Origin of the sequence: Reyranella massiliensis 521, assembly GCF_000312425.1 — a bacterium.
In the GTDB taxonomy this organism is placed as follows: Bacteria; Pseudomonadota; Alphaproteobacteria; order Reyranellales; family Reyranellaceae; genus Reyranella; species Reyranella massiliensis.
The window spans coordinates 2,601,180-2,626,509 of record NZ_HE997181.1 but is presented as its reverse complement, the minus strand read 5'-3'; the positions used below and the strand labels follow the sequence as shown (position 1 = coordinate 2,626,509).

General features: G+C 67.8%; 33 protein-coding genes. 24 read left to right on the top strand and 9 right to left on the bottom strand.

Annotated features, from left to right (window positions below; all coding sequences use genetic code 11):
- Positions 1 to 248 (bottom strand): hypothetical protein (locus BN60_RS30865; protein WP_043283890.1); only part of this gene is annotated, 248 nt, incomplete at its 3' end.
- A 71-nt stretch (positions 249 to 319) separates the two neighbouring features.
- Here BN60_RS30865 and BN60_RS12955 point away from each other — a divergent pair.
- Together BN60_RS12955 and BN60_RS12950 are read left to right on the top strand one after the other, a co-directional pair.
- Positions 320 to 976: a leucine-rich repeat domain-containing protein gene (locus BN60_RS12955; RefSeq protein WP_020696486.1), complete on the top strand. Its 657-nt coding sequence runs from the start codon at positions 320 to 322 to the stop codon at positions 974 to 976.
- A 97-nt stretch (positions 977 to 1,073) separates the two neighbouring features.
- Positions 1,074 to 1,376: a hypothetical protein gene (locus BN60_RS12950; protein ID WP_020696485.1), complete on the top strand. Its 303-nt coding sequence runs from the start codon at positions 1,074 to 1,076 to the stop codon at positions 1,374 to 1,376.
- A gap of 10 nt (positions 1,377 to 1,386) precedes the next feature.
- Here BN60_RS12950 and BN60_RS12945 read toward each other — a convergent pair whose 3' ends face one another.
- Positions 1,387 to 1,767, bottom strand: coding sequence for a hypothetical protein (locus tag BN60_RS12945; protein WP_148283399.1), 381 nt, complete (start codon positions 1,765 to 1,767; stop codon positions 1,387 to 1,389).
- A 395-nt stretch (positions 1,768 to 2,162) separates the two neighbouring features.
- Between BN60_RS12945 and BN60_RS12940 the strand changes: the two genes are divergently transcribed.
- The 5 genes from BN60_RS12940 to BN60_RS12925 all read left to right on the top strand — a co-directional run bounded on the left by BN60_RS12940 (position 2,163) and on the right by BN60_RS12925 (position 6,100).
- The gene (locus BN60_RS12940) at positions 2,163 to 3,437 is read left to right on the top strand and encodes a hypothetical protein (protein WP_020696483.1); all 1,275 of its coding nucleotides are present in this window, start codon (positions 2,163 to 2,165) and stop codon (positions 3,435 to 3,437) included.
- 310 nt (positions 3,438 to 3,747) lie between these two features.
- Positions 3,748 to 3,882 carry a hypothetical protein gene (locus tag BN60_RS31640; protein WP_020696482.1) on the top strand — a complete coding sequence of 45 codons (135 nt, stop codon included), beginning with the start codon at positions 3,748 to 3,750 and terminating at the stop codon, positions 3,880 to 3,882.
- 174 nt (positions 3,883 to 4,056) lie between these two features.
- Positions 4,057 to 4,770: a hypothetical protein gene (locus tag BN60_RS12935; protein WP_020696481.1), complete on the top strand. Its 714-nt coding sequence runs from the start codon at positions 4,057 to 4,059 to the stop codon at positions 4,768 to 4,770.
- A 37-nt stretch (positions 4,771 to 4,807) separates the two neighbouring features.
- Complete coding sequence (locus BN60_RS12930; RefSeq protein ID WP_020696480.1) at positions 4,808 to 5,191, top strand: peptidoglycan-binding domain-containing protein; 384 nt, start codon at positions 4,808 to 4,810, stop codon at positions 5,189 to 5,191.
- Positions 5,192 to 5,218: 27 nt separating this feature from the next.
- Complete coding sequence (locus tag BN60_RS12925) at positions 5,219 to 6,100, top strand: alpha/beta fold hydrolase (protein ID WP_020696479.1); 882 nt, start codon at positions 5,219 to 5,221, stop codon at positions 6,098 to 6,100.
- 262 nt (positions 6,101 to 6,362) lie between these two features.
- Here BN60_RS12925 and BN60_RS12920 read toward each other — a convergent pair whose 3' ends face one another.
- Positions 6,363 to 7,094: a class I SAM-dependent methyltransferase gene (locus BN60_RS12920; RefSeq protein WP_020696478.1), complete on the bottom strand. Its 732-nt coding sequence runs from the start codon at positions 7,092 to 7,094 to the stop codon at positions 6,363 to 6,365.
- A 339-nt stretch (positions 7,095 to 7,433) separates the two neighbouring features.
- On the opposite strand from BN60_RS12920, the gene BN60_RS12915 reads away from it, so the two are divergent.
- The 8 genes from BN60_RS12915 to BN60_RS12880 all read left to right on the top strand — a co-directional run bounded on the left by BN60_RS12915 (position 7,434) and on the right by BN60_RS12880 (position 11,995).
- Positions 7,434 to 8,210: a hypothetical protein gene (locus BN60_RS12915; RefSeq protein WP_148283398.1), complete on the top strand. Its 777-nt coding sequence runs from the start codon at positions 7,434 to 7,436 to the stop codon at positions 8,208 to 8,210.
- Positions 8,207 to 8,497 carry a helix-turn-helix domain-containing protein gene (locus tag BN60_RS12910; protein WP_020696476.1) on the top strand — a complete coding sequence of 97 codons (291 nt, stop codon included), beginning with the start codon at positions 8,207 to 8,209 and terminating at the stop codon, positions 8,495 to 8,497. Before BN60_RS12915 ends, BN60_RS12910 begins: the two co-directional genes overlap by 4 nt.
- Positions 8,498 to 8,530: 33 nt before the next feature.
- Positions 8,531 to 8,800 (top strand): hypothetical protein, encoded by a 270-nt coding sequence (locus BN60_RS12905; protein WP_020696475.1) that lies wholly within the window; start codon positions 8,531 to 8,533, stop codon positions 8,798 to 8,800.
- Between the two features lie 10 nt (positions 8,801 to 8,810).
- Positions 8,811 to 9,443, top strand: a complete 633-nt coding sequence (locus tag BN60_RS12900) for a hypothetical protein (protein ID WP_020696474.1) — start codon at positions 8,811 to 8,813, stop codon at positions 9,441 to 9,443.
- Between the two features lie 227 nt (positions 9,444 to 9,670).
- Positions 9,671 to 9,868 carry a hypothetical protein gene (locus BN60_RS12895; RefSeq protein WP_020696473.1) on the top strand — a complete coding sequence of 66 codons (198 nt, stop codon included), beginning with the start codon at positions 9,671 to 9,673 and terminating at the stop codon, positions 9,866 to 9,868.
- A gap of 205 nt (positions 9,869 to 10,073) precedes the next feature.
- On the top strand, positions 10,074 to 10,649 hold the full coding sequence (locus BN60_RS28845; protein ID WP_020696472.1) for a TIGR02444 family protein: 576 nt from the start codon (positions 10,074 to 10,076) through the stop codon (positions 10,647 to 10,649).
- A 124-nt stretch (positions 10,650 to 10,773) separates the two neighbouring features.
- The gene (locus BN60_RS12885) at positions 10,774 to 11,241 is read left to right on the top strand and encodes a hypothetical protein (RefSeq protein WP_148283397.1); all 468 of its coding nucleotides are present in this window, start codon (positions 10,774 to 10,776) and stop codon (positions 11,239 to 11,241) included.
- 574 nt (positions 11,242 to 11,815) lie between these two features.
- Positions 11,816 to 11,995, top strand: a complete 180-nt coding sequence (locus tag BN60_RS12880) for a YdcH family protein (RefSeq protein ID WP_020696469.1) — start codon at positions 11,816 to 11,818, stop codon at positions 11,993 to 11,995.
- A gap of 31 nt (positions 11,996 to 12,026) precedes the next feature.
- On the opposite strand, the gene BN60_RS12875 is transcribed toward BN60_RS12880, so the two are convergent.
- Complete coding sequence (locus tag BN60_RS12875; protein ID WP_020696468.1) at positions 12,027 to 12,332, bottom strand: hypothetical protein; 306 nt, start codon at positions 12,330 to 12,332, stop codon at positions 12,027 to 12,029.
- On the bottom strand, positions 12,329 to 13,060 hold the full coding sequence (locus BN60_RS30860; protein ID WP_043283888.1) for an AzlC family ABC transporter permease: 732 nt from the start codon (positions 13,058 to 13,060) through the stop codon (positions 12,329 to 12,331). Before BN60_RS30860 ends, BN60_RS12875 begins: the two co-directional genes overlap by 4 nt.
- A gap of 250 nt (positions 13,061 to 13,310) precedes the next feature.
- On the opposite strand from BN60_RS30860, the gene BN60_RS30355 reads away from it, so the two are divergent.
- The 6 genes from BN60_RS30355 (at position 13,311) to BN60_RS12840 (ending at position 17,914) form a co-directional block, all read left to right on the top strand.
- Positions 13,311 to 14,072, top strand: a complete 762-nt coding sequence (locus tag BN60_RS30355) for a peptidoglycan-binding domain-containing protein (RefSeq protein WP_020696466.1) — start codon at positions 13,311 to 13,313, stop codon at positions 14,070 to 14,072.
- A complete protein-coding gene (locus tag BN60_RS30855; protein ID WP_020696465.1) occupies positions 14,008 to 14,340 on the top strand; it encodes a hypothetical protein in 333 nt (110 codons plus the stop codon). The genes BN60_RS30355 and BN60_RS30855 overlap by 65 nt, the downstream gene beginning before the upstream one ends.
- Positions 14,341 to 14,490: 150 nt before the next feature.
- The gene (locus tag BN60_RS12855) at positions 14,491 to 16,287 is read left to right on the top strand and encodes an adenylate/guanylate cyclase domain-containing protein (RefSeq protein WP_020696464.1); all 1,797 of its coding nucleotides are present in this window, start codon (positions 14,491 to 14,493) and stop codon (positions 16,285 to 16,287) included.
- Between the two features lie 77 nt (positions 16,288 to 16,364).
- Positions 16,365 to 16,964, top strand: coding sequence for a class I SAM-dependent methyltransferase (locus BN60_RS12850; protein ID WP_020696463.1), 600 nt, complete (start codon positions 16,365 to 16,367; stop codon positions 16,962 to 16,964).
- A 111-nt stretch (positions 16,965 to 17,075) separates the two neighbouring features.
- Positions 17,076 to 17,417 (top strand): ArsR/SmtB family transcription factor, encoded by a 342-nt coding sequence (locus BN60_RS12845; protein WP_020696462.1) that lies wholly within the window; start codon positions 17,076 to 17,078, stop codon positions 17,415 to 17,417.
- Positions 17,414 to 17,914, top strand: coding sequence for an SRPBCC family protein (locus tag BN60_RS12840; protein ID WP_020696461.1), 501 nt, complete (start codon positions 17,414 to 17,416; stop codon positions 17,912 to 17,914). Before BN60_RS12845 ends, BN60_RS12840 begins: the two co-directional genes overlap by 4 nt.
- 120 nt (positions 17,915 to 18,034) lie before the next feature.
- On the opposite strand, the gene plsY is transcribed toward BN60_RS12840, so the two are convergent.
- Positions 18,035 to 18,721, bottom strand: a complete 687-nt coding sequence (gene plsY / locus BN60_RS12835) for a glycerol-3-phosphate 1-O-acyltransferase PlsY (RefSeq protein ID WP_020696460.1) — start codon at positions 18,719 to 18,721, stop codon at positions 18,035 to 18,037.
- Between the two features lie 308 nt (positions 18,722 to 19,029).
- Here plsY and BN60_RS12830 point away from each other — a divergent pair, with 308 nt between their 5' ends.
- On the top strand, positions 19,030 to 20,040 hold the full coding sequence (locus tag BN60_RS12830) for a Bug family tripartite tricarboxylate transporter substrate binding protein (protein WP_020696459.1): 1,011 nt from the start codon (positions 19,030 to 19,032) through the stop codon (positions 20,038 to 20,040).
- Positions 20,041 to 20,133: 93 nt separating this feature from the next.
- Here BN60_RS12830 and BN60_RS12825 read toward each other — a convergent pair whose 3' ends face one another.
- Positions 20,134 to 21,132, bottom strand: coding sequence for a Bug family tripartite tricarboxylate transporter substrate binding protein (locus BN60_RS12825; protein WP_020696458.1), 999 nt, complete (start codon positions 21,130 to 21,132; stop codon positions 20,134 to 20,136).
- Between the two features lie 190 nt (positions 21,133 to 21,322).
- Positions 21,323 to 22,264: a LysR family transcriptional regulator gene (locus BN60_RS12820; protein ID WP_215905904.1), complete on the bottom strand. Its 942-nt coding sequence runs from the start codon at positions 22,262 to 22,264 to the stop codon at positions 21,323 to 21,325.
- A 146-nt stretch (positions 22,265 to 22,410) separates the two neighbouring features.
- Between BN60_RS12820 and BN60_RS12815 the strand changes: the two genes are divergently transcribed.
- Together BN60_RS12815 and BN60_RS12810 are read left to right on the top strand one after the other, a co-directional pair.
- Complete coding sequence (locus BN60_RS12815; RefSeq protein WP_020696456.1) at positions 22,411 to 23,919, top strand: sulfatase family protein; 1,509 nt, start codon at positions 22,411 to 22,413, stop codon at positions 23,917 to 23,919.
- Between the two features lie 2 nt (positions 23,920 to 23,921).
- Positions 23,922 to 24,917: a Bug family tripartite tricarboxylate transporter substrate binding protein gene (locus BN60_RS12810; protein ID WP_020696455.1), complete on the top strand. Its 996-nt coding sequence runs from the start codon at positions 23,922 to 23,924 to the stop codon at positions 24,915 to 24,917.
- Between the two features lie 115 nt (positions 24,918 to 25,032).
- On the opposite strand, the gene BN60_RS12805 is transcribed toward BN60_RS12810, so the two are convergent.
- The coding region (locus BN60_RS12805; protein WP_202949807.1) for a hypothetical protein at positions 25,033 to 25,330 on the bottom strand (298 nt) is incomplete at its 5' end.

The following is a 25,330-nucleotide window of genomic DNA, read 5'->3' as shown; positions in this document are numbered from 1 at the left end:
AACTTCGAGTCGCGCAGGAAGGCGGGCTGGTCCTTCATCTGCTCGCGCAGGTGCGGGAACAAGGTGAGGGGCGGCGGCTTGGGCAGGGTGAAGGCGCTCTCGATGGCGGTCAGGCTCTCCGCCGGCGTGGCGGGAATCGGCCGCTCCTGCTTGGCGCTCTGCGCCGCGGCCCGGTCGGCGGTCGATACGAGCGCGGCCGCGGCAAGGAACGTCGCCCCGGCACGGTACGCGGTCGGTCGCCGAACCACTTTTGCTCCTGACTAACGAGTAGGCCCCGTCCGGTTTTGCCAGAGGCGCGGCGCGCCGTCATCCTGCGACGATGGACGGACCCGAACATCTCTCGCTCTGGAAGCAGCGGCTGGGCACCGTGCCCGAGGAGGTCTGGCGCCAGACCGGCCTGCGGACGCTGGTGCTGGCCGACAACGACCTCGCGGAGATTTCCGAGAAGGTCGGCGATCTCGTCCGGCTGCGCATGCTCGATCTCGGCCATAACAGGCTGGAGGCGCTGCCGGAGTCGCTGGGCCGCCTCGACGGCCTCAGCGACTTCCTCTACCTGCACGACAACCGGCTGCGTGCGCTGCCGCGCTCGCTCGGCCGCCTGCACCGCCTGCGCTACCTCAACATCGGCGAGAACGACTTCGAGGTCTTCCCCGAGATCGTCACCGCGATGGCGGGGCTGGTCGAACTGCGCGCCACGGACAACCGTTTCGCGGCGCTGCCCGCGTCGATCGCGCGGCTCGTCAACCTGCGCGAGCTGCATCTGCGCAACAACCGGCTGGCGACGCTGCCCGAGTCGGTCGGCACGATGCCCGAACTTCGTCAGATCGACCTGCGCGGCAATCCCGTCGTGCGCCTGCCCGAAAGCCTGCTGGCGCTGCCGCGTCTCGACAAGCTCGACCTGCGCTGGGTCGCGGGCTTCGAGCCGCCGCCCTGGTTTGCCGAGCTGGAGGCGAGGGGATGCGTCGTCTACCTCTGAACGGCCTTATCCGAATGGGGTACTCCAATAGCCCGGCGCTCCGCGGCAATTCACGTCAAGAGAAGTTCGGAACGCCGGGCTGGAAATTCGTTTCTCTATGGGGAACCGTCGCGCGCTGCTACTGTCGCAAACCATGTGCGCCCGCCGATCCGCGGTTACGTCGCGGGTTCCGTCTCGCCGGAATCGGCGCCACAACCCGCGACAGTCCCTGGCAGAGTCGATCGATCGGCGGATCGCCGAACTGCGCGCCTGGCTGGAAGAGAATGCGCCGGATACGACGGAGATGCAGAGCCATCTCGACGCCAACACGTCGGAACGCGCCTACTGGCATCACGGCTACCTGGTCGCGCTGATCGACATGCGCGATCTGCTGCGGGAACGCAAGGACCCGCCGGCCTAGAGACGGCTCCCTAGAAGCTGACCGGCTCGCCCAGGAAGCGGTGCTGCACGTCGAAGAGGTTGCAGCGCGGGCACTTCCAGTCGACGTTGCGCGGACGTACCGGATGGGCGACGTTCTCGCTGGGGTCGTAGTGGTGGTAGAGCTTGCATTCGGCCTGGAAGGCCGCGAGCGGCGAGTCGGCGTAGCTGTAGACGAAGTGCGAATGCATGCCGACATGCTGCTTCAGGCGGGCCCGCAGGTTGACGTCGGACCTTCCCACGAACCTGACGTACACGCCGCCGTTCACGCCGTTGGGGCCGAGGATATAAACGCCCGCTCCCCCCTCCGTAATCACTGCGTCTATCGTCTCGTCGTTCAACTCAACGCTACCACTGAGCGTCGGGATAGCCATGTCAGTCCCCCCGTTCTGGCTGGCCGGATTATCTGCTGACGACTGTGGTCGGATGTGGGCGTGTTCGTGACATTTTGCGTCCGCACCAAAAGTTCGTGCATTTGTCTTGCGATGGTGCAGGAGAGGTAAGGGGGGAACACGCCGAAGAGTGGCCGCCGGGAAGCACTCTATCGATACGAGCATCGCGACGCACGACAAATAGTCGAAAGGCGGCGACGAAAGCGGGCGTGTTGCGGCCCGTGTGCAGGCGCTTGCCGCCGTCGTTCGGCGCAGGGTGGAGGGGGCAGGTCCCGCCCTCCGTTCCCGGTCCGGGGTTAACACCTCCTCCTGCTTTACCCGCCGGCGGGTGCTGGGTAGCGTATCGGCCCGTCCCATCGTGGGCAGCGGAGTCCGACATGCAGCTCAGAGTCCTGATGGGAGACTTGGGTCAGACGCGTGTACCCTGCCGTCTGCCGGGCGCGGTCATCCTCGAAGGTTCGGTGGGTTACACCGGCACCAACCGCAAGGAAGACGTGCTGGCCATCCAGGAGTCGCTGAATTCCGTCGTGGCCGCCCTGGGCGGGCCGGGCGAGCCCCTGAAGGAGGACGGCATCGCGGGGCCGCGCACGCAGAACGCCATCCTGCGCTTCCAGCAGCACTGGGTTCCCTATCGCGACAGCAAGATCGAGCCCGACAAGGCGACCCTGCGGGCGCTGAACCGCGCGGTCGGCGCCTCGCTGACGGCGGGGATTCCCGCGGCGGCCGGGCCCTCTGCGGGAGGTGCCGTCGCGGCCGGTCCCGCGCCCGTGGGCGCGCCGAAGGCCGCCAAGCCGCCGGTTCTCAGCGACGCCGACAAGCAGGCAATCATGAAGGCCGCGATCCGCCACGCCACGGTGCGCAGCGTGCTGCTGCCGGCCTGCTATCAGGCGGCGTTGAGCGCCGTGCGCGTCGCCACGCGCGCCACCGCCTATGCCGGCCGGCTGCCGTCGCCCACCGTCGCGCGCGAGGATCCCGACCGGCTGAAGTTCCTGCTGGTCGCCAAGCACTTCAAGCTGCACGAGAAGGATCCGGGGCATGCCCGGACCGGGACGCAGAAAATCGAGACGATGATTCGGCGCATGTGCATCACGCTGGTCAACCGCGTCGGCAAGCCGATCCCGGGCGTGCCGCCGGCCGACGACATCTTCGTCTCGCTGTGGCGCACGCCGCAGGCCGTCGCCGGCCATCCCGGCTATACGTGGTTGGGCGGCCTGGCGGAGCGGCACCGCATGCTGGGCACGCTCCATGGCGGCGAGGTGCCGGGCAAGCTCTCGCCCGACTATGCCGACCGCATCTACCTCACGCCCGAGTTCGACAAGTCGCACGACGACTATCGTTCGCATGTGCTGGTCCACGAGCTGGCGCATTTCATCGGCGACATGCAGGGCGGCTGGACGCTCGACGATCTCGGCTACACCTACGAGGCGCGCTACCGGAACAACAACTCCTACCAGCGCCTGCACAATGCCGACGCCTTCGCCTCGCTGGTGCGCGAGTCGCATTTCGGCACGACGCTCGCCGCCAAGGGCGCGCAGATCGCGGCCAACCTGTTGGGCAAGGGACCGAACGTCCACGTCGCGGAAACCCCGGTCCTCCCGCCGTTCCCCTCGGGCACCAAGGATCCCTTCGCCTATCCGTCGGGCGGCGTCTGACGACGGAGACCGGCCTCTCCCGTCGACGGGGGGAGGACCTCATGGCGGTTGCGACCGGCGATGAGATCTTTCGCTGCGCTCAAGATGACAGAGAGTGAGAGAGACGAGGAGGCCTTCTCCTTTCCGTTCGGACGGGGAGGCGAACATCGATACGCAGCAAGAGTCGTGCCGAGCCCGGACATGCGCAGCCACTGAGGTTTTGCAACCGCGCTGAAAAGCGACAACGACACGCGCAAAGGCTTTGCCGCCGCCGCCGGCAGGGCGCATGGTTGTGTCGTTGCGTTGCTGCGTTGGCGTGTGGGGGGTTCACATGATCTTCGACAGTCACAGGCTCCATCGGCAGGCGCACGAAGACGACGACGTCGATTCGAACTTCATGCCGCTCGTCGTCGGCACGATGCTCGTCATTCTGGTGTGGGCGCTGCTCTACGCTCTTCTCTCCTGAGCGCGCATCGGACGACACGCCGTCCGCGCATCGGCATCGTGCGCGATGCTTCCATGCGCCGTCGGCGCTTGCGCGTACCGAAAGCGGCGGGCGAGACTTTCGTTCCCGCAGGTTGACCGCGCCGTCGCGTGTCCGTCAGATCGACGGCGACGACGCGCGTAGAGGAGAGTCTGCATGGGACTGAACCCGAACGGAGACTGCGTGTCGCCGAAGGACCTGTGGTCCAATCCGGCGGAGCAGCAGCAGATGGAGCGCGAGATCGAGCGCATCATCGTCGGCCACTTCCGCACCCAGCCCGCGGCGGCGGGCGCCATCGACATCTTCATCGATCCCGGCACCAACGGCCCGGCCACCGTCACCGACTGGCTGTCGCGCAATTCGTTCGGCCGGGTGATCAACAAGAAGCAGATGCTGGACGGCTACCAGGCCGGCAAATACGCCGTGCCCGACATCATCACCAACCGCGGCGCCTTCGCGAAGAGCGAGTTCTACGAGATCAAGGCCAAGTCGGCGGAGAACGATGGCGTGGCGCAGATCGCGCGCTTCACGCAGCTCACCGCCGACTTCAAGCTGCTGTTCTTTCCCGGCACCGACTACGATCCCAACATGTCGGTGCCGTTCGGCGCGCCCATCGTGTTCGCCGGCGACACCTACGACATCCAGCTCAAATGGTTCCGCCACGGGCTCGGGCTGATCCTCTACGAGCTTTGCTACAAGCGGCGGCAGAAGCAGAAGCAGGAGATCCGCGTGCCCTTCCTGGAGACGGCGTTCCTGCTGTTCCTGGGCATCATCCTGCTGATCATGACGCGCGGGAAGGGCCTGCGCGGGCTGACGCCGCAGGGCGCGGGCGGCGGCCTGTTCGGCCCGCCGAGCGACACCGAAGCGTGAGAACGTCAATCACGGGAATGCCCGTCGCGAGGACATCATGAGCAGACTGACGAAGCCGGTCGGCCAGGCGGTGAAGAGCCATCCGCCCGACGCCAAGTACGTGCAGCTTCTCCTCAACGACTGGCGGCAGTCGCGGAAGGTCGAGCCGCTGCTGGTGGTCGACGGCATCGTCGGCCCGCTGACCAACGCCGCGATCCGCGAGTTCCAGAAGGCCGTCACCGGCATCGTCGACGGCCGCGTCGACTGCAACGGCCCGACCATCAAGCATCTCGAATTCCTGCACATCGCCCATATCGACCGGCAGGCCGTCACGCTGGAGCATTACGGCATCATCTCGATGACGCCGCCGCCGCAGGGCCCGGTGACCTTGCCGCAACAGGCCGTCCGCTACCTCACGGCGCTGCGCGCCGGCTTCGGGTAGGCGGGCGGGAACCGGCGGGAGGCGAGGGTGACGCAACGCGACATCAGGACCCGCGACGGCCGCACGCTCGCCTGTCTCGAAGTCGGCGATCTGGCGGGGCCGCTGGTCATCCACAATCACGGCGGGCCGAGCAGCCGGCTCGAAGCGCTGCTGTTTGCCGAAGCCGCCACGAAGAACCGGCTGCGCCTCGTCTCGGTCGACCGGCCGGGCATCGGTCGCTCGACGCGCCAGCGCGTGCGCAGCTATGCCGGCTGGGCCGACGACCTCGTGACGATCGCCGATGCGCTGGGCCATCGCACGTTCGGCGTGACGGGCTGGTCGGAAGGCGGGCCGTGGGCGCTGGCCGCCGCGGCCTATGTCGATCCCGCGCGGCTGCGCCACGTCGCCAGCATCGCCGGCGGCAGCTACGGCGCGTTCGGCGACAACTGGGCGGCCGATCGTCTGTCGAAGGCCGATGCGTTCGGCGGCCGGCTGGCGCTGGGCTTCCGGCCGGCCTTCGGCCTGATGTACGTCGCGCTCGGCCTCACCGCGACGCGCTTCCGCAAGGTCTTCGCCGCGCAGGTGCGCAAGGCGGTGAACGACTACGACCGCGAGATCCTGGCACGACCCAATGTGCTGGCGGCGTTCCAGTTGATGTCCGCCGAGTGCTTCGCGCAGGGCAGCCATGGCCTCGCCCGCGACAGCGAGCTTCTCTACCGCCGCTGGCCCTTCGACGTGACGAAGATCGAACGCCGCGTCCATTTCTGGCAGGGCACCGACGACCGGCTGGTCGCGCCCTCGATCAACAAGACGGTGGCCGACCGCATGCCGGGCGCGGTGTGGCATCCGGTCGAGGGCGCCGGCCATTTCGTGGCGGTCGGCGCCGCCGAAGAGATACTCGCCGTCGCCGCGGCGGAGTTGCGTGAGTGAGCACGGGGCGCCGGCATGACCCCACCGTCGCCGCAGACGGCGCCACCTCCCCATCTGAATGGGGAGGGAAATGACTCTTCGCCTCCCCCGTCAGCGGGGGAGGTGTCGTCGTCTTACGACGACGGAGGGGTCATGAGGCCGTCGTCGCGCATGACCCCTCCGCCTCGCAAGGCGAGGCACCTCCCCATCTGAATGGGGAGGAGGATGACTCTTCGCCTCCCCATTCGAATGGGGAGGTGCCCTGTCATACAGGGCAGAGGGGTCAGGCCTTGCGCGCCGAGACCAGCAGCATCATCGGGCGTTCGAGTTCCTCGGCGAGGTTCGGGTTCTCTGCGATCTGGTCGGGCGTGGGCGCGAACTCTTCCATCCGTTGCAAGGCGAAGCCGGCGCCGATCAGCGTGTTGATCGTGGTGGCGAGCGTGCGGTGGTGCTTCAGCACGCCCTTGGCGAACCAGTCGGTGCGGCGTTCGCCTTCGCGGGCGTAGCCGTTGACCGGCCAGGTCTTGCGGCCGTCCTCGTCCGCGGTCCAGCGCGGATGCGCGGCGGCCATGTAGATCGGATGCTCGATGGTGAACACCAGATCGCCGCCCGGCGTCAGGGCGGTGTGGATGGTGCGGACCAGCCGCGCGAAGTCCTGCACGTAGTGGAAGGTGAGCGCGCTGTAGACCAGATCGAATGCCGCCGCCGGCAGGTCGAGCGTGTCGAGATCGGCGATCCGGTAGTCGATGGCGGAATCGTTGGTGTCGGCCTTCGCGCGCGCGATCATGTTCTGCGACAGATCGAGACCTAGAACCGAGGCCGCGCCGCGTTCGCGAAACCAGCGCGACGCCCAGCCGAAGCCGCAGCCCAAATCGGCCACGCGCTTGTCGCTCGGGTCGGGCAGCAGGCGGCGGATCGCCGGCCATTCCGGCGCGCCGTCGAGGCCGTCGACCTGGCGCGGCAGGCGGCTGTAGCCGGCGAAGAAGTCGGGATTGTCGTAGATGTTCTGTGCCATGTTCGTCTCCAGAGAAAAGGGGAGGACGAGGCATGTGACGGGGCACGTCTTCCACGCCGAACAGCCTCGTCCCTGAGGGGCGAGGCCGAGACAGACAATCGGCGCGGCTAGTTCGTTGCTAGTTCGTCCGATCCGCTTCCCGGCATCCCGCCAAAGGGATACCGGCCGGCCGGGCAACGATGTGGGTGTCCTTCTCGATCATGCGGGCTGTATGAAACAGCGCGCCGCGCCCGTCAAACATCGAAGGCCAGACACAATCCTTGCAGGATTGCGGAGAGCGGCTACACGTCGGAAGCGTTCGCTGTTCATCCGTATCCATCGGTCAAGGAGGACCGTTCGATGTCCAACGTCGCCCCCGATTCCGTTTCCCCGACTCCTGCAACGCCTCCCGCGACACCAAGCTGGATGCTGCGCGGCAAGGCCGCTCACGAGGCCTATGCGCGCGATGCCGCGGAGCAGGAGGTGCGCCGCGAGGCGCAGCGCCGCCTGCATCGCTTTCGCATCGACGTGAACGAGCCGGCGCGCATCACCTTCCTCGACGGCGCGCTCGACGAGGACGGGTTGCTGGCGGTGCCCAGCCTCTACGAACATGCGGTGCAGCTCGCCGGGCGCTGGGCGACCTTCGTGTGTGTCGGCGGCGGGCCCGAACCGTGCCCGATCTGCGACAGCGGCCGGCCGCCCGCACTCGTGGCGGCCTTCACGGTGATCGACCACCGGCCCTACACGATCCGCCGCGGCCCCCGGGCGGGCACGGTCGTGGTCGACCAGCGCAAGCTGTTCGTCGCCAAGAAGGGCACGCTGGCCAGGCTGCAGCTCAAGGCGTCGACGCTCGGCAGCGAGGGCCTGGCCGGTGCAACCCTGGCGGTGACGCGGCTCGACAGCGGCGACGGCCTGTCGCCCGGCGTCGGCACCGAATTCGAGTGCCTCGACCGCACGCCGCTCGACGTGCTGGCGGAACGCTACGGCGCCGAGGGCGTGCCGGCCGACTACGAGCAGGAGTTTCCCTACCTGCCGGCCTCGCGCCTGATCGCGCTGGGCCTCGGCCGCGCGCCCGTCGCCGCTCCCGCCTTCGCGCCGCGCACCTACGACGTCGCAAGACTCGCGGAGAGGATGTGAGCACGCTCCCGCACAGCACCGCGCTCGATCCGCTGGTGCATCGCCTTGTCGGCGAGATCGAGGAGCGCGGACTGGCGCGCGAACAGGTGTCGCTCGATGCCGGGCTGGGCAAGGACACGATCGGCGCGTGGGCGCGCGGCCAGCGCACGCCCAACATCGGCAACCTGCGCGCCGCGTTGCAGGTCGTGGGGCTTGCAATCGATTGCACGCCTCTCGACTGCACGCCGCAACCGGAATCCTCCTTAAGCGGGATTCCTTGCGCTTCGGGAGAAACGTTGCAGAAGTAAAACTCTGGCAAAGACCAAGGAGGGTCGCTGGACATGCCTGTCGTCATCGTGCGGCGCGGAGTTGCGCCAATTCCCCAGCCCATCGTCAAGGAAGGCGAAGGCGCCGCGGGCCGCAACGGCGCGGAATACAAGCGCCGTTCCGCCGAACTGATCGCCAACCGCCTGCTGCTGGCAAAGCTGGCACGCCAGCCGCGGCTGACGCCCGAGGAGGAGTGCGACGCGATCCGCCGCTTCAAGGCGACGCGCGGCGTCACGCGCTACCCCGCCGCCTTCGCCGCGCCCACGCAAGCCTTCATCCGCTAGAGGCGACACGATGCACCTTGCGACCAAGACTCCCGTCTCCGGGACTCATGTCCCGCTCGCGCGCGCATTGAAAGGCGACGTGCTGGCGCCCGATCCGCTGACCTGCACCGCGCACGAGATCGAAAACGTCACGGAAGCCGAGGCGCACCGGCTGGCGGCGGAGATCGCCGAGGCGAGCGACTTCGATGCGTTTCGCCTCGGCGGCCTGCTGGCGCGCATCCATCGCGAGCGCTGGTACCGCGGCGCCGGCTATCCCGACTTCCGCAGCTATGTCGAGGCGCGGCACGGCTTCAAGCTGCGCAAGGCGCTCTATCTCGCCGCGATCTACGAGAGCGTGATCGATCTCGGCCTCACCTGGCAGGAGCTGCGGCCGGTCGGCTGGTCGAAGCTGAAGGAGCTGGTGGGCGTCGTCGACCGGGACAATGCGCGCGACTGGCTGGCCATCGCCGCGGCGGAAGGCATGACGGTGCTGAAGCTGCACGCGCTGGTGCAGGCGGCGAAGGGCGGCGCGGCGGAAGGCGGTGGCGCAGCAACGCGCCGGGGGCGGCGCCGGCGATTTCCGACGCGCAGTTCAAGGCGCATATGGCGGAGATCGGCTGGGAAGCCACGCTCGCGGTGTTCGAGCAGAACTTCCCCGACCTGATGCTGACGGTCGAGGAGAGCTAGGCGAGGAGGGCTGATCTGCAAAAAAACAGAGCGCGCAGGATTCGCGTTTCACCGGCTGTGCGTCGGATGATCGCCGCAAGGTTTCGTCGAAGGTTTCGGTGACCGGGGAAGGTCGCTGCGACGGGAAGCCGGGCCAGCCAAGGAGGGCTGAACGACCAAGGAGGGTCTGCCCGGCGACCTGCTGCACACGAAAGAGGAAAGCACATGAGCCAGAAGAAGATCCGTCTCGCCGTCGACCTCACCGTCGAGCCCAACGCCGCCGGGCCGAACGATGCGGGCCTCGAGACGCTGAAGCAACGCCTGCTCGCCCTCGTGCCCGCCGCCCGCGACGCCGGCACGCTCACCGCCGACACGCCGGCGGAGATCGTCGACTGCAACGCGGTGTGCGTGGAGTACGGGTGAGGGATGCCAGGCCCGTTGTCGTCCTGAGCGCAGCGAAGGACTTCGTCGCCGCTTGCCTTCAGTGGGGCCGCAGGCATGAGATCCTTCGCTGCGCTCAGGATGACAGGAGTAGAGGTACGGCAGCTCCTCGGGGTTAGCTGACGGGATTTCATTCCTCGGTTTGCCCGGCTGGAGTCGCGCGCCTCCAGCCTGTAGAACGCCACCCGTGTCCGATTTCCTGCCGCATCCGTTCTGGAATTTTTCGCTCGAACTCTACGGAGCCGAGGGCGTGGCGGAGGCGTGTCTCGATCTGCAGGAGCGGCGCGGCTGCGACGTCAACGTGCTGCTGTTCTGCTGCTGGCTGGCGGCGTCGGGGCGGCCGACGCTTTCCGCCGACCGGCTGCGCGCGATCCTGAAGGCCAGCGACGTCTGGCAGGCCGACGTGGTGAAGCCGCTGCGCGCGATCCGGCGCAAGCTCAAGGACGGCAGCTGGGCGGGCGCGCTGCCCGAGACCGTCGACGCGGTGCGCCGCCGCGTCGCCGATGCCGAGCTGGCGGCCGAGCATGCCGAGCAGCTCGAACTCACGAACCTTTATGCCGCCGCGGCCGACCGCGCGCTGCATCGCGACGATCCGCCGGAGAAGCGGATGCGCGCGGCGGTGGGCAATCTCGGCGTCTATGCCGTGTGCCTGGGCGTCGTGCCCGACGACAAGGATCGCACGGCCGTGGCGACGCTGATGCGCGCGACCTTTCCCGCGCTGCTGCCGCAGGAGATCGCCGAGGCCGTCGGCCTGAAGGCGTAAGTCGCCTTCGACTGACGAGGGCGACCGACGACGGCGACCGCCGACCGCCGCGCGACCGGGCGAGGGGGGCTTGCCCGCACAACCGCGATGGTGTTTCGTCGACGTCGGAGCGGAGGAGATGTCCATGTCACTGCGGTTGAGTGCAGCGTTGTTGTCGGTCGTGATCGCCGCCGCCGCGTCGGCCCAGACGACGAAGGCGGTGCCCAAGGGCTGGTTCCTGCACGACGACCTGGCGCCCACGCTGGACCTCGCCTTCTACGAGCCGACCCATGTGAGCTTCTCGGTGTCCTGCACGAAGGGCTACACCGACGCCGTCGTCGCCTTCCGGCCCGAGACCAAGGGGCCCGACGGCAAGACGCCGACGAAGCTCGTCCTGTCGCGCGGCGCCGCCTCGGTGTCGATCGACGCGACCGGGCAGATGTTCAACGGCCGCTATGTGGTCGACGGCCAGACCACCATGACGCCGGCGCTCGCCGACCTGCTGCAGGGCGGCTTCACCCTGACCGTCGGCGGCAAAGAGATAAAGACCTACGCGACCACCGACCAGGATCGCGCCCACGTCGAGAAACTCACGCAGGCCTGCCGCAGCTAGACCGCGGTCTTTGTCGTTTCCGTCCGTCGCCGCGCGAATCGCCGGTGGCCGAATCGCCGACGGTGTGTTGTCGATGCCCGCGCTTCGAGGAATCGTACGATGTGGCGATTGTCGGGCAACCAAGTCGGCTTTGCGGCGTTTCTCCAGTACGACGTCGGCGGCTCGTGTCAGCTTTACGCTGGTGATGCCGTGGATGGTTTCTTCAAGTTGCGCTGAGAGCCGGGGGGCCGCGACCATTCGGTTGGTACGGTACGACCCACTCGAAGTCGCAGCGGAGAGGCCGCCAATCGGATATGCCACATCCGCGGGCCGCCGCGCGTCGTCCACCCGAAATCGCCTCCCGGATCGCTCCCGCGAATTCGCCGCGTCCATGCGGCGCCGCAAGCCGCAGAGTTGCCGTGTGCAACGCTTGCGAAAAGGCTGCTCTACGGCCTCTTTCGGCGCGTCGCGGAAAGCCGCCCGCGCCACTTATGCACTGGCGCAAATTGTCACCGCACCCCATGTCCGATTCGGCGTGACACGCCTTCCAACTGGAGTCAGAGTTAGGCATCCACAACCAGCTCGGAGGTCGCCTATGAGCACCGTGGACCACATCGAAGCGCTCAAAGCCAAGCATGCTTCGCTGGAACACGCGATCGATCAGGAAAGCACGCGTCCTTACCCCGACGACGATGCGATCTGCAGCCTCAAGAAGCGAAAGTTGATGATCAAGGACGAGATCGTCCGACTGAGCGGCGCTTCACCTCCTCACTAAATTCCCAATCTTCCGACGTCGGCTCTCTCTTCTAGAGACCGGCCCATCTCGCCAGGGCGACGGCGCCCACGGCACCGAACAGGCCCGGCGTGAAGCCGCCCGCCATGCGCGTGAGCACGGCGGCGGCGATCGCGCCGGCCCAGTAGGCGTCGCCCGCCTGCACGAGTGGCACCACCGCCGCGGACACCAGCACGGCGCCCGGCGCATGATCCAGCAATGCCGAGACGAAGCGATGACGGCCGAGCCAGCGCATGGCGACGAAGCCGCCGCCCTTGGCCGCCATCGCCGCCAGCGCCATCACGAAGATGGCGACGAGATTTTCGGGAGACGCGCTCACGAGCCCGTCTTCCCCGGCGGCGTCTTCCTGTAGTCGCGCAGCGCTCCGAACAGGCCGCCGGCCAGTCCGCCGATCACGATGTACCAGTTGCCGCCGATCGCCCATTTGGCTGCGAGGGCGACGGCGATGGCGACGCCCCACGGCGCGAGGTCGCGCTTGCCGCGGAAGAGGATCGTGGCCACCACCACGAACACCGCGACGCCCACGAAGTCGAGGCCGAGCCGTCGCGCGGCGGTGGGATCGCTGAGAACGCCGCCGGCCGCGAGATGGCCGAGCAGGGTCGAGCCCGACCAGATGCAGGCCATGATGCAGCCGCCGCCTAAAAACTTGCCGAGGTCGCCGTGGCCGCGGCGATACTCCGCGATGTTGATGGCCCAGTTCTGGTCGACGGTGACGTACCAGACCAGCGGCTGCTGCCACCACGGCAGGTGCGGCAGGTGCGGCTGCAACGCGGCGCCCATCACGAAGTAGCGCAGGTTGGCCACGAACACCGAGACGAACAGCGCGACCAGCGGCAGCGGCTGCGCCCAGATGTCGAGCGCCACCATCTGGCTGGTGCCGGCCATGACGGTGAAGCTCATCAGCGTCGTCTCGAAGGCGCTGAGGCCCTTCTGTGCGGCGGCAACGCCGAAGCCGATGCCGAAGGGCAGCGAGGCCAGGCCCGGCAGGACCATGCGCAACGCGCCCGCCTGAAAACTGCGCCACGTCACGCGCGCGGAAAGAGACACGGAAGAAACCTGTTGGACCGGAGGGCGCTCTCTATAGTCGCGAACGACCTCCCGATTCAAATGGGGAGGAAACCGTCGTCCCGAGCGCAGCATTGTCATCGCGCGCGGGGTAGACCCCGCGCGAGACGACAAGGAAACAGGCGGAGAGGCATCCGCCTCGCCGATTGACCGAGGAGGGGAGGATGGCGGGCGGTTTTTGTGCCAAGCTCGCGGCGTCGCCAGGGTCCACTCTCTTGAAGCAGGTCGTGCCATGCCGCTTCGGTCGGAATTCTTTCGCGGCGATGCGCGGCTGGAAGGCGCCGCCAGCCGCGACAGCGCACACGTCATTCCGGGCACCAGCGGCCCGCATGTCGAGAAGATCCAGCTCGCGCTGATGCTGCTCGACGATGCGCGCATCGCGCAGGCGGAACTGGAGGCCGATGCCTACGGCCCGACCACGGCGGCGGCGGTGCTGGCCTACAAGCGCCGGCGCCGCATCGTGAACGAGCGCTACCAGACCATGCCCGACAGCATCGTGGGCCGCATGACCATGGCCGCGCTCGACCGCGAGATGACGGGACGCCAGGCGGTGCGCAAGCGCTGCGGCTGCACCTACGTGCCCACTTACGTGTCCACTGGCCGGCTGCAGCCCAAGCCGTACTTCTTCGCCTTCGCGGTGCCGGCCGGCCTCGGCGGCGCGGGAGGCGGCACGGGCACCAGCGCGGGCGGCGGTGCGGCCAAGCAGCTCGCCGGTGCGCCGCAGTCGACGCTCGACATGGCGCTGGCCGCCGTGCCCGCGGCGAGCGCCATAGCGGCTCGCGGCCCGGGAAGCGCTCGACGACGTGATCGCCGGCGCCCCCACGCCGCGCCGGACCCTGGGCCTCGCGGCGCTCGACCGGCACTACAAGGTGTCGGCCGCGCCCGACATCGACCGCGTGGCGCGCGAGGTGCGCAACAGCCTGGCGCAGGTGTCGAGCCGCCTGCTCTCGGCGCGCGCCTGGCTGCGGCAGGGCACCGGCGGCGGCTTCGCTGACACGCCGACGCCGCGCGACGGCCACACCTACATCAACCTCGACTACGGCGTGGCGGGCACGCTGCTGCGGCCGACCATCCTGATCCACGAGGCCTTCCACGACATCGCCGACCGCAACCAGGATTTCGGCGGCAACCCCGTCGTCGACCAGGGCGCGCGCTACCACCGCAACGACACCGCCACTCAACTGCAGAACGCCTACGCGATGAGCCAGTTCGTCCTGCACATCCATGTCGGCCGGGAGCGGTTCCTGGGCGACACGGAGTAGGCGGCGGCGCTTCGGCTTCGCTCAGGATAGGCCCTCCGAGATGCATCGCTTCGCGCCGCTCCTTGCGGTCCTTCTGGGGTGGGCTTGCGGCCATTGCCCAGTTCGAAGGCGCTTCATATCATCGTGGCCAGGGCGACGGAGGATACGCCATTGGCCCACGAGCAGCGCAGACTTGCGGTCATCGTCGCCATAGACGTCGTGGGCTACTCGCGCCTGATGGGCCAAAATGAAAGTGGCACCCATGCTCTCCTCAAGACGCATCTTGCCGAACGCGTAGAGCCCTCCATCGGCCGCCATGGCGGTCGCGTGGTCAAACTGACCGGCGATGGCGCGCTTGCCGAGTTCGATAGCGCCGTCAATGCGCTGAGCGCCCTCATCGAGCTGCAGCAAGCGATGGCCGGTGCAAACCGCGACCAACCGGAGGCAGGCCGCATTGTCTTTCGGGCTGGCATACATCTCGGCGAAGTGATCGTGGAGGCTGATGATCTCTACGGCGACGACGTGAACATCGCAGTACGCCTCCAAGGTGAGTCCCCGCCAGGAGGCATCCTGATTTCGCGCGCAGTACGTGAGGCGGTGGACGGCCGCATCAAGGCAGAGCTTCGCGCCCTGGGAGAGCTACCCCTCAAGAACATCGTGCGACCGATCCGTGCCTTTCGAGTGGAGTGGAAGGAAGCTGACTGGCCGACCGCTACCCACGCGCAGTTGCCCAAGTCGCCCGTCATCCCCATCCCGACCTCGGCCCTTTCCGACAAGCCCTCAATCGCCGTACTTGCCTTTCGAAATCTGAGCGGCGATGCCGAGCGAGAGTATTTCGCAGACGGAATGGTCGACGACATCATCACCATCCTGTCGCGTATTCCGAACTTCCTGGTGATCGCCCGTAATTCTTCTTACTCGTACAAAGGCCGTTCCGTCGACGTACGGCAGATAGGGAGTGAACTCGGGGTCCGCTACGTCCTCGACGGCAGCATTCGCAGTGCCGGAAACAGGCTGCGTATCAACTGCGTGCTCATCGACGCGACAAGCGGAAACCACATCTGGGCCGAACGCTATGACGGAGCCATCGAGGACGTCTTCGATCTGCAGGACAGCATTACGTCGAGCATCGTCGCCACGATCTACCCTCAGCTCATGAGTTCCGAGATAACCCGCGCCCAAGCGAAGCCGACCAGCAACCTGACAGCCTACGATTTCTATCTGCGTGCAATACCGGGGATTGTCCCGATAGCTACGGAGAGCTCGATCAGCGAAGCACTGATGCTGCTCGATCGTGCCATTGCCGCCGACCCACAGTTTTCGTCCGCCTATGCCTACGTGGCTCGCGCTCATTGGGGACGACTGCATCAAGGATGGGGTTCGAGTCGTGAGGCGAGGGCACGGGGCCATGAAGCAGCGAAGCGAGCTGTCGAGATCGGCAAGGACGATCCCGTTGCCCTTGCGCTCGGAGGATTCGGCATTGCCTCTCTAGGCGGAAAGCCTGAGAAAGGAGTGGAGCACATAGAGCGCGCGCTGACTCTAAATCCCAATTTCCTCATGGCGTGGCGATTTGGCGGTGCCGCGTACTCGATGATCGGAAAGCACGAGAAATCCATTCAGTATTTTGAACGGGCGATGCAGCTCAGTCCCAGGGATGCCTTTGCATTTGAAACATACATCGGTTTAACCACTCCCTACTTTTTTCTAGGTCGCCATGACCAGGCTCACTATTGGGCCGAACGGGCGCTTCGGGACAAGCCACACTCGTTTCTGGCGATAATGTGGAAGATCGTTGCATTAGCGATGGAGAGTCATCGTCCCGACGAACTGGCGGATTTGATTGAGCAACTGAAATCGTTGCGTCCCCGTTTTTCAATTGCAGGATGCATGGTGCGCTTTGGCGCTTTCCAAGACTCAGATCGCAACCTCTTTGAAACAGCGCTTCGCAGGGCGGGGCTTCCAGAGTAGGCAAGGCCGCAAGCGGTGAAAGGGGGCGGCCGTTTGCCCCGATACGGCGGGCCGTGCGCGGGCTATAGAGCGCACGCATGCTGCGTCGCTATCTCTGGTTCCTCTCGCGTCTGCTGCCGAAGCGGCCCGATCCGCCCGGCTTCTCGTTCAGCGAAGACTGGTTCTCCGCCCACGCCAAACGGTTCCGCAAGCACCTGGCGCCGCTCGCCGGCACGCCCTGCCATCTGCTGGAGATCGGCAGCCACGAGGGCCGCGCGACCTGCTGGCTGCTGCAGAACGTCGCCACGCATGCCGACGCGACGGTGACCTGCATCGACGGCGTGAAGCAGCCGGTGTTCGACGCCAACGTCGAGGCCGCCGGCGGCGCGGGCAAGGTGGTCTTCCTCAACCAGCCGTCGCGCGACGCGCTGCGCCACCTGCCGCAGCTCCACTACGACTTCATCTATGTCGATGGCAGCCACGCCACCATCGACGTGCTGGAGGATGCGGTCCTGTCGTTCCGCCTGCTCAAGGCCGGCGGCATCCTGGCGTTCGACGACTACAAGTGGGACGACAGCCGCCTGCGCGAGCACGGCCGGCCCAAGCCCGCCATCGACGCCTTCGTCTCCCTCTACGCCCCGAAGTTCGCGCTGCTCGCCAAGGGCAGCCAGGTCTGGCTGCGCAAGACGCAGGATTGAGGCCGCGCCGGCCCGCACTCGCGCCTGCCGCAGCGCATCGCCGGGCGTAAAAGGTTTGCCGATTGGAAAACTATTCTTGACTCCGGCGCCGCCGCGGCATTAGTTCGCCGTATGGAAAACCATGAGGCCCGCCTGAACCTCGCCTTCACGGCCCTGGCCGATCCGACCCGGCGCGCGATCGTGGCCCGCCTGTGCCGCGGCGACGCCACGGTCGGCGAACTGGCCGAACCGTTCGAGATCGGCCTGCCGACCTTGCTCAAGCACATTCGCGTGCTCGAACGCGGCGGCCTCGTCTCGTCGGAGAAGGCCGGGCGCGTCCGCACATGCTCGCTGGCGCCCGACGCGCTGCGCCGGACCGACGACTGGCTGCGCTCTCACATCGCGACCTGGGAGAGCCGGCTCGACCGGCTGCAAGCCCATCTCGCCCGCAGGAAGAAGGACAGAACGAAATGACCGACAGCTTTGCCCGCACCGAATCGGCCTGGGCCGCCTGGCCGCTCGACCGCGAGGTCGTCATCGCCCGCGTCATCGACGCGCCGCGCGAGGACGTGTTCGACGCCTGGACCGATCCCGAGCAGCTTGTCGCGTGGTTCGGTCCCAAGGGACTGGCGATCGAGACGCACGAAATCGACATCCGGGCGGGCGGCGTGTGGCGGTTCGACATGGTGGGGGCGAACGGCCTTCGCTACGACAACCGCATGACCTTCCTGCGCATCGAGCGGCCGTATCTGATCGAGGTCGATCACGGTTCCGACAAGGACGAAGATCCGGGCAAGTTCCGGATGCTGGTCACGTTCGACGAACAGTCGGACGGCAAGACGGTGCTCACCCTGCGGCAGATGCATCCGACGCGCGCGCGGCGCGGCGAGGTCATCGCCTTCGGCGCGGTCGAATATGGCGGCCAGACGCTCGACAAGCTGGCCGCACACCTGGCGGCCCGCAAGGCGTAGGCCGGCAGGTTCGCGCCCACCTTCGGGGCGAGGGCGTCGGGATGAGGCGTTGGGCGAGCCGTCATGTACCTCCCCATCCGAATGGGGGAGGAGAATGATTCGGGCTCGTCGAACGCTCGATCAGGTTTTCGCCGGCGGGCTGCTCTGGCCGAGCTTCGGCTCGGTGCCGGCGAGCAGGCGGGCGATGTTGGCGCGGTGGCGCGCGATCACGTAGAGGCTGCCGGCGATCACCAGCAGGCGATAGGGCAGCGGCTCGCCCAGCGCGACGGCGAGCACGACGGCCGTGAGGGCCGCCAGCATCGAGCCCAGCGAGACGATGCGGAGGAGGGCGAGCGTTGCGGCGAACACCGCCGCGGCGCCGAGCCCGATCGGCCACGACAAAGCGAGCAGCACGCCGAGCCCGGTCGCCGCCGACTTGCCGCCGGTGAAGCCGAGCCAGATCGAGCGGCCATGCCCCAGCAGCGCGGCGAGGCCGGCGAGGCAGACGGCCCACGGCACCCATGTTTGCAGATCGAGCGAAGCGGGCGGCGTGGCGACGGAGGCAGCGAGCGGCGACGTCGCGAGCCAGGGATAGAACCAGCGCGCGAAGGCGATGGCGGCCGCGCCCTTGGCGACGTCGACCAGCAGCACCGCCAGCGCCGGCCCCTTGCCCAGCGTGCGCAGCACGTTGGTGGCGCCGGTCGACTTCGAGCCGTGCTCGCGGATGTCGATGCCCGCGACCAGCCGCCCCGCCAGATAGCCGGTGGGCAGCGCGCCCAGCAGATAGGCGAGGGCGAGGCCCGCGACGCACGCCGTCCAGAAAACCATCAACGCCCTCGACCTTCTCTCTCTTCGGTTCGCAGTGCTGTCTATATTCTTTCGCCGGCCGTCATTATAACGACACCATGTGCGCGCAGCTTCGCGCATGGACATGGCTGAACGGCAGCGCTCTTCTGCAGCCTGGTACGATATCCCGGTACGATAGCCCAGTTCCTTAATCGAGTGTTCCCCCTCGCGGCCGCGCCGCCGAAGAGGCGAGGCGACCGTCCTGAAACCAGAAAAGATGAATCGGCCTGCGCGACGATCCCGTCGCGGCTGGATCGCCCGCGCGGTTCCACGAGCGATGGAGGGAGCCCATGACCCGGAACATTCACCGTCGTACAGCACTTGCCCTGGGCCTTGCCGCGGGCGCCCTCGCGGCGCCGATGCTGGCCCTGCCCGGCAAGGCGCAGAGCCAGTACCGCAACGGCAACGGCAGGACGGTGCGCATGGTCGTGCCGTTCGCCGCCGGCGGCATCGCCGACCTGCTGGCCCGTCTCGTGGCGCAGATTGTCGCCGACGCGACGGCCGCTTCCTTCGTGGTCGAGAACAGGCCGGGGGCGGGCGGCAATGTCGGGGCGGAGATCGTGGCCCGCGCGCCGCCCGACGGCACGACGCTGCTGCTCGGCACGCTCGGCACCGCCGTCACCAATCAGTATCTCTACAAGGAGCTGCCCTACGACTGCGAGGAGAGCTTCGCGCCGGTGGCGCTGCTCGGCGAGGTGACCAACGTCGTGGCCGTGCATCCGAGCTTCCCCGCCGCGACGCTTGGCGCGTTCGTCGACTATTGCCGGCTCCAGGGGCCCGACAACGTGACCTACAGTTCGCCCGGCGTCGGCAGCTCCGGCCACCTGTCGATGGAATTCCTGCAGCTCGTGGCCGGCATCAAGCTGGCGCACGTCGTCTACCGCAGCCGGTCGGCGATGATGAAGGCGCTGGTCGCCGGGCAGGTGCCGATCGCCATGGACAACCTGCCGCCCTACCTGCGGCACTTCCGGTCGGGCGCGCTGCGGCCGCTGGCCGTGAGTTCGCCGCAGCGCTGGTTCGCCGCGCCGGACCTGCCGACCGTGGCGGAGCAGGGCTATCCCGAGTTCGACACCGCGCTCTGGTGGTATGTCGCCGCGCCCGCCGGCACGCGGCCCGAGATCGTGAACGGCGTCTCCGGCGAGATCGTGAAGGGCGTCGCCTCCCCGCCGGCCGTCGCGAGGATCCGCGCCGCGGGTGCGGCCGAGCGGCCGGGCAGCGCCGACGATCTTGCCAGACACATGGCGGCCGAGAACCGCAAGTGGAAGTACGTGATCGGCGCCGCCAACATCGGACGCCTGTGAGAGCCGCCGCGCCGACGGGGGAGGCGAAGCATCATCTACCTCCCCATTCAAATGGGGAGGTGCCTCGTCTTACGAGGCGGAGGGGTCAAGCCTTCACTGATCGATCTCGAGCTTGTTGTCCTTGATCAGCTTCGCCCAGCGCGCCGTCTCGGCGGCGATCTGGGCCTGGAACTGCGCGGTGGTGTTGGGGATGTAGAGCAGGCCCTGGTCGGAGAGCAGCTTCTGGATCTCCGGCGTCTTGGCCGCGTCGGTGTAGGCGGTGTAGAGCCGGTCGACGATGGGCTGCGGCGTGCCGGCGGGCGCGATCAGCGCGTACCACGACATGACGTCGGCATCGCCCAGGCCCAGCTCCTTCAAGGTCGGCACGTCGGGCAGCTGCGGCACGCGGTTCGGCGTCGTCACCGCGAGCGCCCGCAGCTTGCCGGAGCGGATGAACGGCAGCAGGCTCGGCAGGGTGTCGAAGGTCGACTGGATGTCGCCGGCAAAGAGCGCGGGCAGTGACTCGTTGGTGCCCTTGTAGGGGACGTGCACGACCTCGATGCCGGTCTTCACCTTCAGCATCTCGTAGGTGAGGTGGGCAGGGCTGCCCATGCCGACCGACGCGAAGTTGGTGCCGCCGGGCTTGGCGCGGCTGGCGGCGATCAGGTCCTGCGCGGTCTTGGCGGGCGAGTCGGCGCCCACCACCAGCACCAGCGGCGAGGCCGCGAACATGGTGATGGGGATCAGCTCCTTGCCCACGTCGTAGGGCATGGTCTTGTAGAGGCCGGGGAAGATGGTGAGCGGGCCCAGGTTGCCCATGCCGATCGTGTAGCCGTCGGGCCTGGCCTTCGCGATCTCGGTGACGCCGATGCGGCCCGCCGCGCCCGCCTTGAAGTCGGTGACGATGGTCTGGCCCAGCGTCTTGGAGACACGATCGTTGAAGGCGCGCGCGATCAGGTCGTTCAGCCCGCCGGCCGGCCACGGCACCAGGAAGCGGATGGGCCGGCTCGGCCAGGTGTCCTGCGCCGATGCAGGCATCGCGCCCAAACCCGCAGCCGCCGCTGCACCCGCTGCACCCGCCATCACCATCAACGACCGACGCGAAACCTTCACCGCAAACCTCCTGAAATCCGGCGCCTCTCTTACCAGCATCTTCCGCGCCAATCCTCCTCCGCATCACCCCTCCGTCGCCGCAGACGGCGACACCTCCCCCGCTGACGGGGGAGGCGAAGACTCATCTTCTCCTCTCCATTCAAATGGGGAGGTGCCGCGTCTGACGCGGCGGAGGGGTCATACGCGACGGTCAACGCCCCGGGCGGCTGGGGCGGTGGGTGCGGTGGAGGGTGCGGGCGACGCTGCGGAGCGTCGCGCCGAACTGGGCGATGGCGGCGGAGCGGGTGTCGTCGTCCTGGGTGATCATCGCGTAGGTGAAGGACAGGCGCGGGCGGAAGCGGCGCGTGACGACGTTGGGCGGCAGCGCGTCCTGCGGGAAGGCGTGCATGACGCCGATGCCCGTACCCAGCCCCACCAGCGCGATGGCGACCGGCGTGCTGTCGACGATGGCGGCGACCCGCTGCACGACGCCGGCCTGCCGGAAGATGTCGTCGAGGCGATGGCGGATGATCGATCCGGGCCGGCTGAGCACCAGCGACTCGTCGGCGAGGTCGGCCGGGCCCAGTGCCGCGCGGCGCGCCAGCGGATGGTCGGCGTGCAGCAGGCAGACGACGTCGGCATCCATGACAGGCTCGACGCGCAGGCCCGTGCCGGCGAACGGCATCGCCGCGAGGCCGATGTCGAGGCGGCCGGCGCGCAGCTCCTCGAACTGGGCTTCGCGGCCGCGCGTCTCGACGTCGATGGTCATCTTGGGCCAAGCGCGCCGATGCACCGCGACGGCCCGCGCCACCAGCCCGACCGCCAGCGGCGCGATGGCGCCGATCCGCAGCAGGCCGTGATTGCCGCGCCGCAGTTCGCCGGCCACCACGCCGAGGCGGGCCATGCTGCGCATCGCCGACTGGCCTTCGTCGAGGAACTGGCGGCCGCGCTCGGACAGCACCATACGCTTGGCCCGTCGTTCGAAGATCAGGAAGCCCAGCTCGGTTTCGAGCGCGCCGATCAGGCGGCTGACGGCCGGCTGGCTGAGGCCGAGATCGCCGGCGGCGCGCGTCACCGTGCCGGTCTCGCGGACGGCCAGCGCTGCACGCAGTTGCAGGAGATCGAGGGGACGGTTGGCGTTGCCGTTCTTCATATGATGCGCCTGCTGCATGAACTGATCAGAACTTATCATTTTTCGGCATGACAGCGGCAAGCTAGGTTTTTGGTAGACAGAGCGTTGCAAACGCCGACACCGAGGAAACGGGCTCCCGTGCCCCAAAGCCGCCGCCAGGAGAAAGCATGAACATTCTCTTCATCACGTCCGACCAGCAGCGCGCCGACTGCTACGGCTTCGAGGGCCGCAAGGTGAAGACGCCGCATCTCGACATGCTGGCGCGCGAGGGCACGCGCTTCTCGGCCTGCATCACGCCGAACCTCGTCTGCCAGCCGACGCGCGCCTCGATCCTCACCGGCCTGCTGCCGTCGACGCACGGCGTGTCGGACAACGGCATCGACCTGCCCGACGCGACGGGCGAGGCGGGCTATGCCGGCGACTTCGCGCGCGCGGGCTACAGCACCGGCTATATCGGCAAGGCGCACTTCAAGACGTCCAACACCTTCCATGCGACGGGTTCGCCGGAATGCCGGCTGACCGAACAGCGCGACGACTGGTACGGGCCGTACATGGGCTGGAACCATGTCGAGCTGATGGTCGAGGGCCACAACACGCGGGTGCCGCGCAAGCCGCCGTTCACGCAGCATTACGAGCGCTGGTACTACGCCGACGGCCGCGGCGACGAAAAGAACAGGCTGCTGCACATGGGCCTGCCGCCGCTGTCGGATGCGGCGCAGACCTACAATTCGGCGCTGCCCGTGGCGTGGCACAATTCGACCTGGATCGGCGACCGCACCATCGAGTTCCTGCGCGCCAACAAGGACAAGCCGTTCTGCGCCTGGGCCTCGTTCCCCGACCCGCACCATCCGTTCGACTGCCCCGAGCCGTGGAGCCGCCTGCATCATCCCGACGAGGTCGATCTGCCCGAGCATCGCACGATGGATCTCGAGCGCCGCCCCTGGTGGCACCGCGAGAGCCTCTACGGCAAGCCCAAGCTCGACGATCCGATGCTGCTCAACTTCCGCGAAAAGCATTCGCGCACGCCGGTGCAGACCGACAAGCAGCTCCGCGACCTGATCGCCAACTATTACGGCATGATCTCGCTGATCGACCATAATGTCGGCCGCATCCTGGCGGCGCTCGACACCTATGGCCTGTCGCAGAACACGCTGGTCGTCTACTCGACCGATCACGGCGACTGGCTGGGCGATCACGGCCTGATCCTCAAGGGGCCGATGGCCTACGAAGGCCTGCTGCGCGTCGGCCTGCTGATGCGCGGGCCGGGCGTGCCGGCGGGCAAGGTGGTGGCCGATCCGGTCTCGACCATCGACCTGCCGCGCACCTTCGCCGACTATGCCGGCGTGTCGCTGGGCGACGCCCGCCACAGCCGCAGCCTGAAGCCGCTGATCGAGAAGGAGGCGACGCGCGACTTCGCCTACAGCGAATGGGACCTGCGCGCCTCGCGCTGCGGCGTCGACCTGTGGCTGCGCACGGTGCGCACGGCCACGCACAAGCTGACGCTCGAAACCAACTCCGGCGCGGGCGAGCTGTACGATCTCGTCAACGATCCGCAGGAGATGGACAACCGCTTCGGCGATCCGGGCGTCGCCAAGGTGCAGCGCGAACTGGAAGACATGATCCGCAGCCGGCCGAAGGATCAGATCGATCCGCTGCCGCAGATCGGGATGGCCTGATCATGGGCACGGTCATGAAGCGCCGTTGCTTCACCGCTGGCCTGGCTGCCGTTGCAGGGACGACGTTCGGCACGGCTCCCTCAATCGTCCGCGCCGACAAGTGGCCCGATGGGCCGATCAAGTTCATCGTCGGCTATGCGCCGAGCGGCACGTCCGACGTCTCGGCCCGCGTGGTGGGCGAGGCGGTGTCGGAGAAGCTCGGCGTGCAGGTGCTGGTCGAGAACCGGCCGGGCGCGCAGGGCCGCATCGCCGCCGATCTCGTGGCGCGCTCCAAGCCCGACGGCCAGACCTTCCTGGTCAGCTCGGTCGAGAGCCTGTATCAGCAGGCCTACGAGGCCAAGCAGCCGATCAAGGCCGGCCAGCCGCTGGTCCCGATCAGCATTCTCACCATCCAGTCGCTGGTGGTGGCGGCCCATCCGGGGCGCGGCTGGAAGACGCTGGCCGATGCGGTGGCCAGCGCCAAGGCCACCAAGCAGGACCTCGCCTATGCCACGCCCTCGGCCGGCATCGGCTCCAACGCGGTCGCCGCCGAGCTGATCTTCCGCAAGGCCGGCGCCAAGGTGATGAACGTGCCGTACAAGGGCGGCGGCCAGGCGGTGCAGGACCTGCTGGCGGGCATCGTGCCGCTGGGCGTGCTGGGCTCCGCGCCCGTGGTGCCCTACGGCAAGACCGGCAAGCTCACCTTGCTCGCCGTCACCTCGAAGGAGCGCGACCCGCTGCTGCCCGGCGTGCCCGGCATGGCGGAGTCGGGCTATCCCGACATCGACCTCGCGCAATGGTTCGGCGTCTTTGCACCGGCCGGCACGCCGAAGGAGATCGTCGATCGCATGGGCGCGGTGCTCACGGAGGCGCTGGCCAACCCGAAGGTGGTCGAGACTCTCGCCAAGGCCGCGCTGTCGCCGGTCGGCGGCACCCCCGAAGCCACCGCCCGCCGCTTCGAAGCCGAAGGCGAGACGTGGCTCAACGCGGTACGGACGTTGGGGCTGAAGCCGGCCTGACCCCTCCGTCAGCGTAAGACGCTGACACCTCCCCATTTGAATGGGGAGGAGATGACTCTTCGCCTCCCCATTCAGATGGGGAGGTGCCTCGTCATACGAGGCGGAGGGGTCATGCTCAATTCAGCTTGTGCAGGTTGACGGTCCAGGAGACAAGGCGGCCGTAGGCGTCGCGCGAGCGGCCGCTGCATTGCGCGACGTTGTCGGCGCCGCGCTGGCAGTTGAGCTGGTCGGCGAACCAGCGCGAGCCGTCGTTGCAGGTCGAGTCCGAATCGCGCAGCGCCAGCACCGCGCCGGAGAAGCGCGCCTGCGCGTTGGTGCGGCAGGCGGTGCGGCCGCGCCGCCATTCCAGCCGTCCGTTGCCGCTGGCGTCGAAGCAGTAGGACGAGATGCCGGGCTGCATCTGCTGCGCCTCG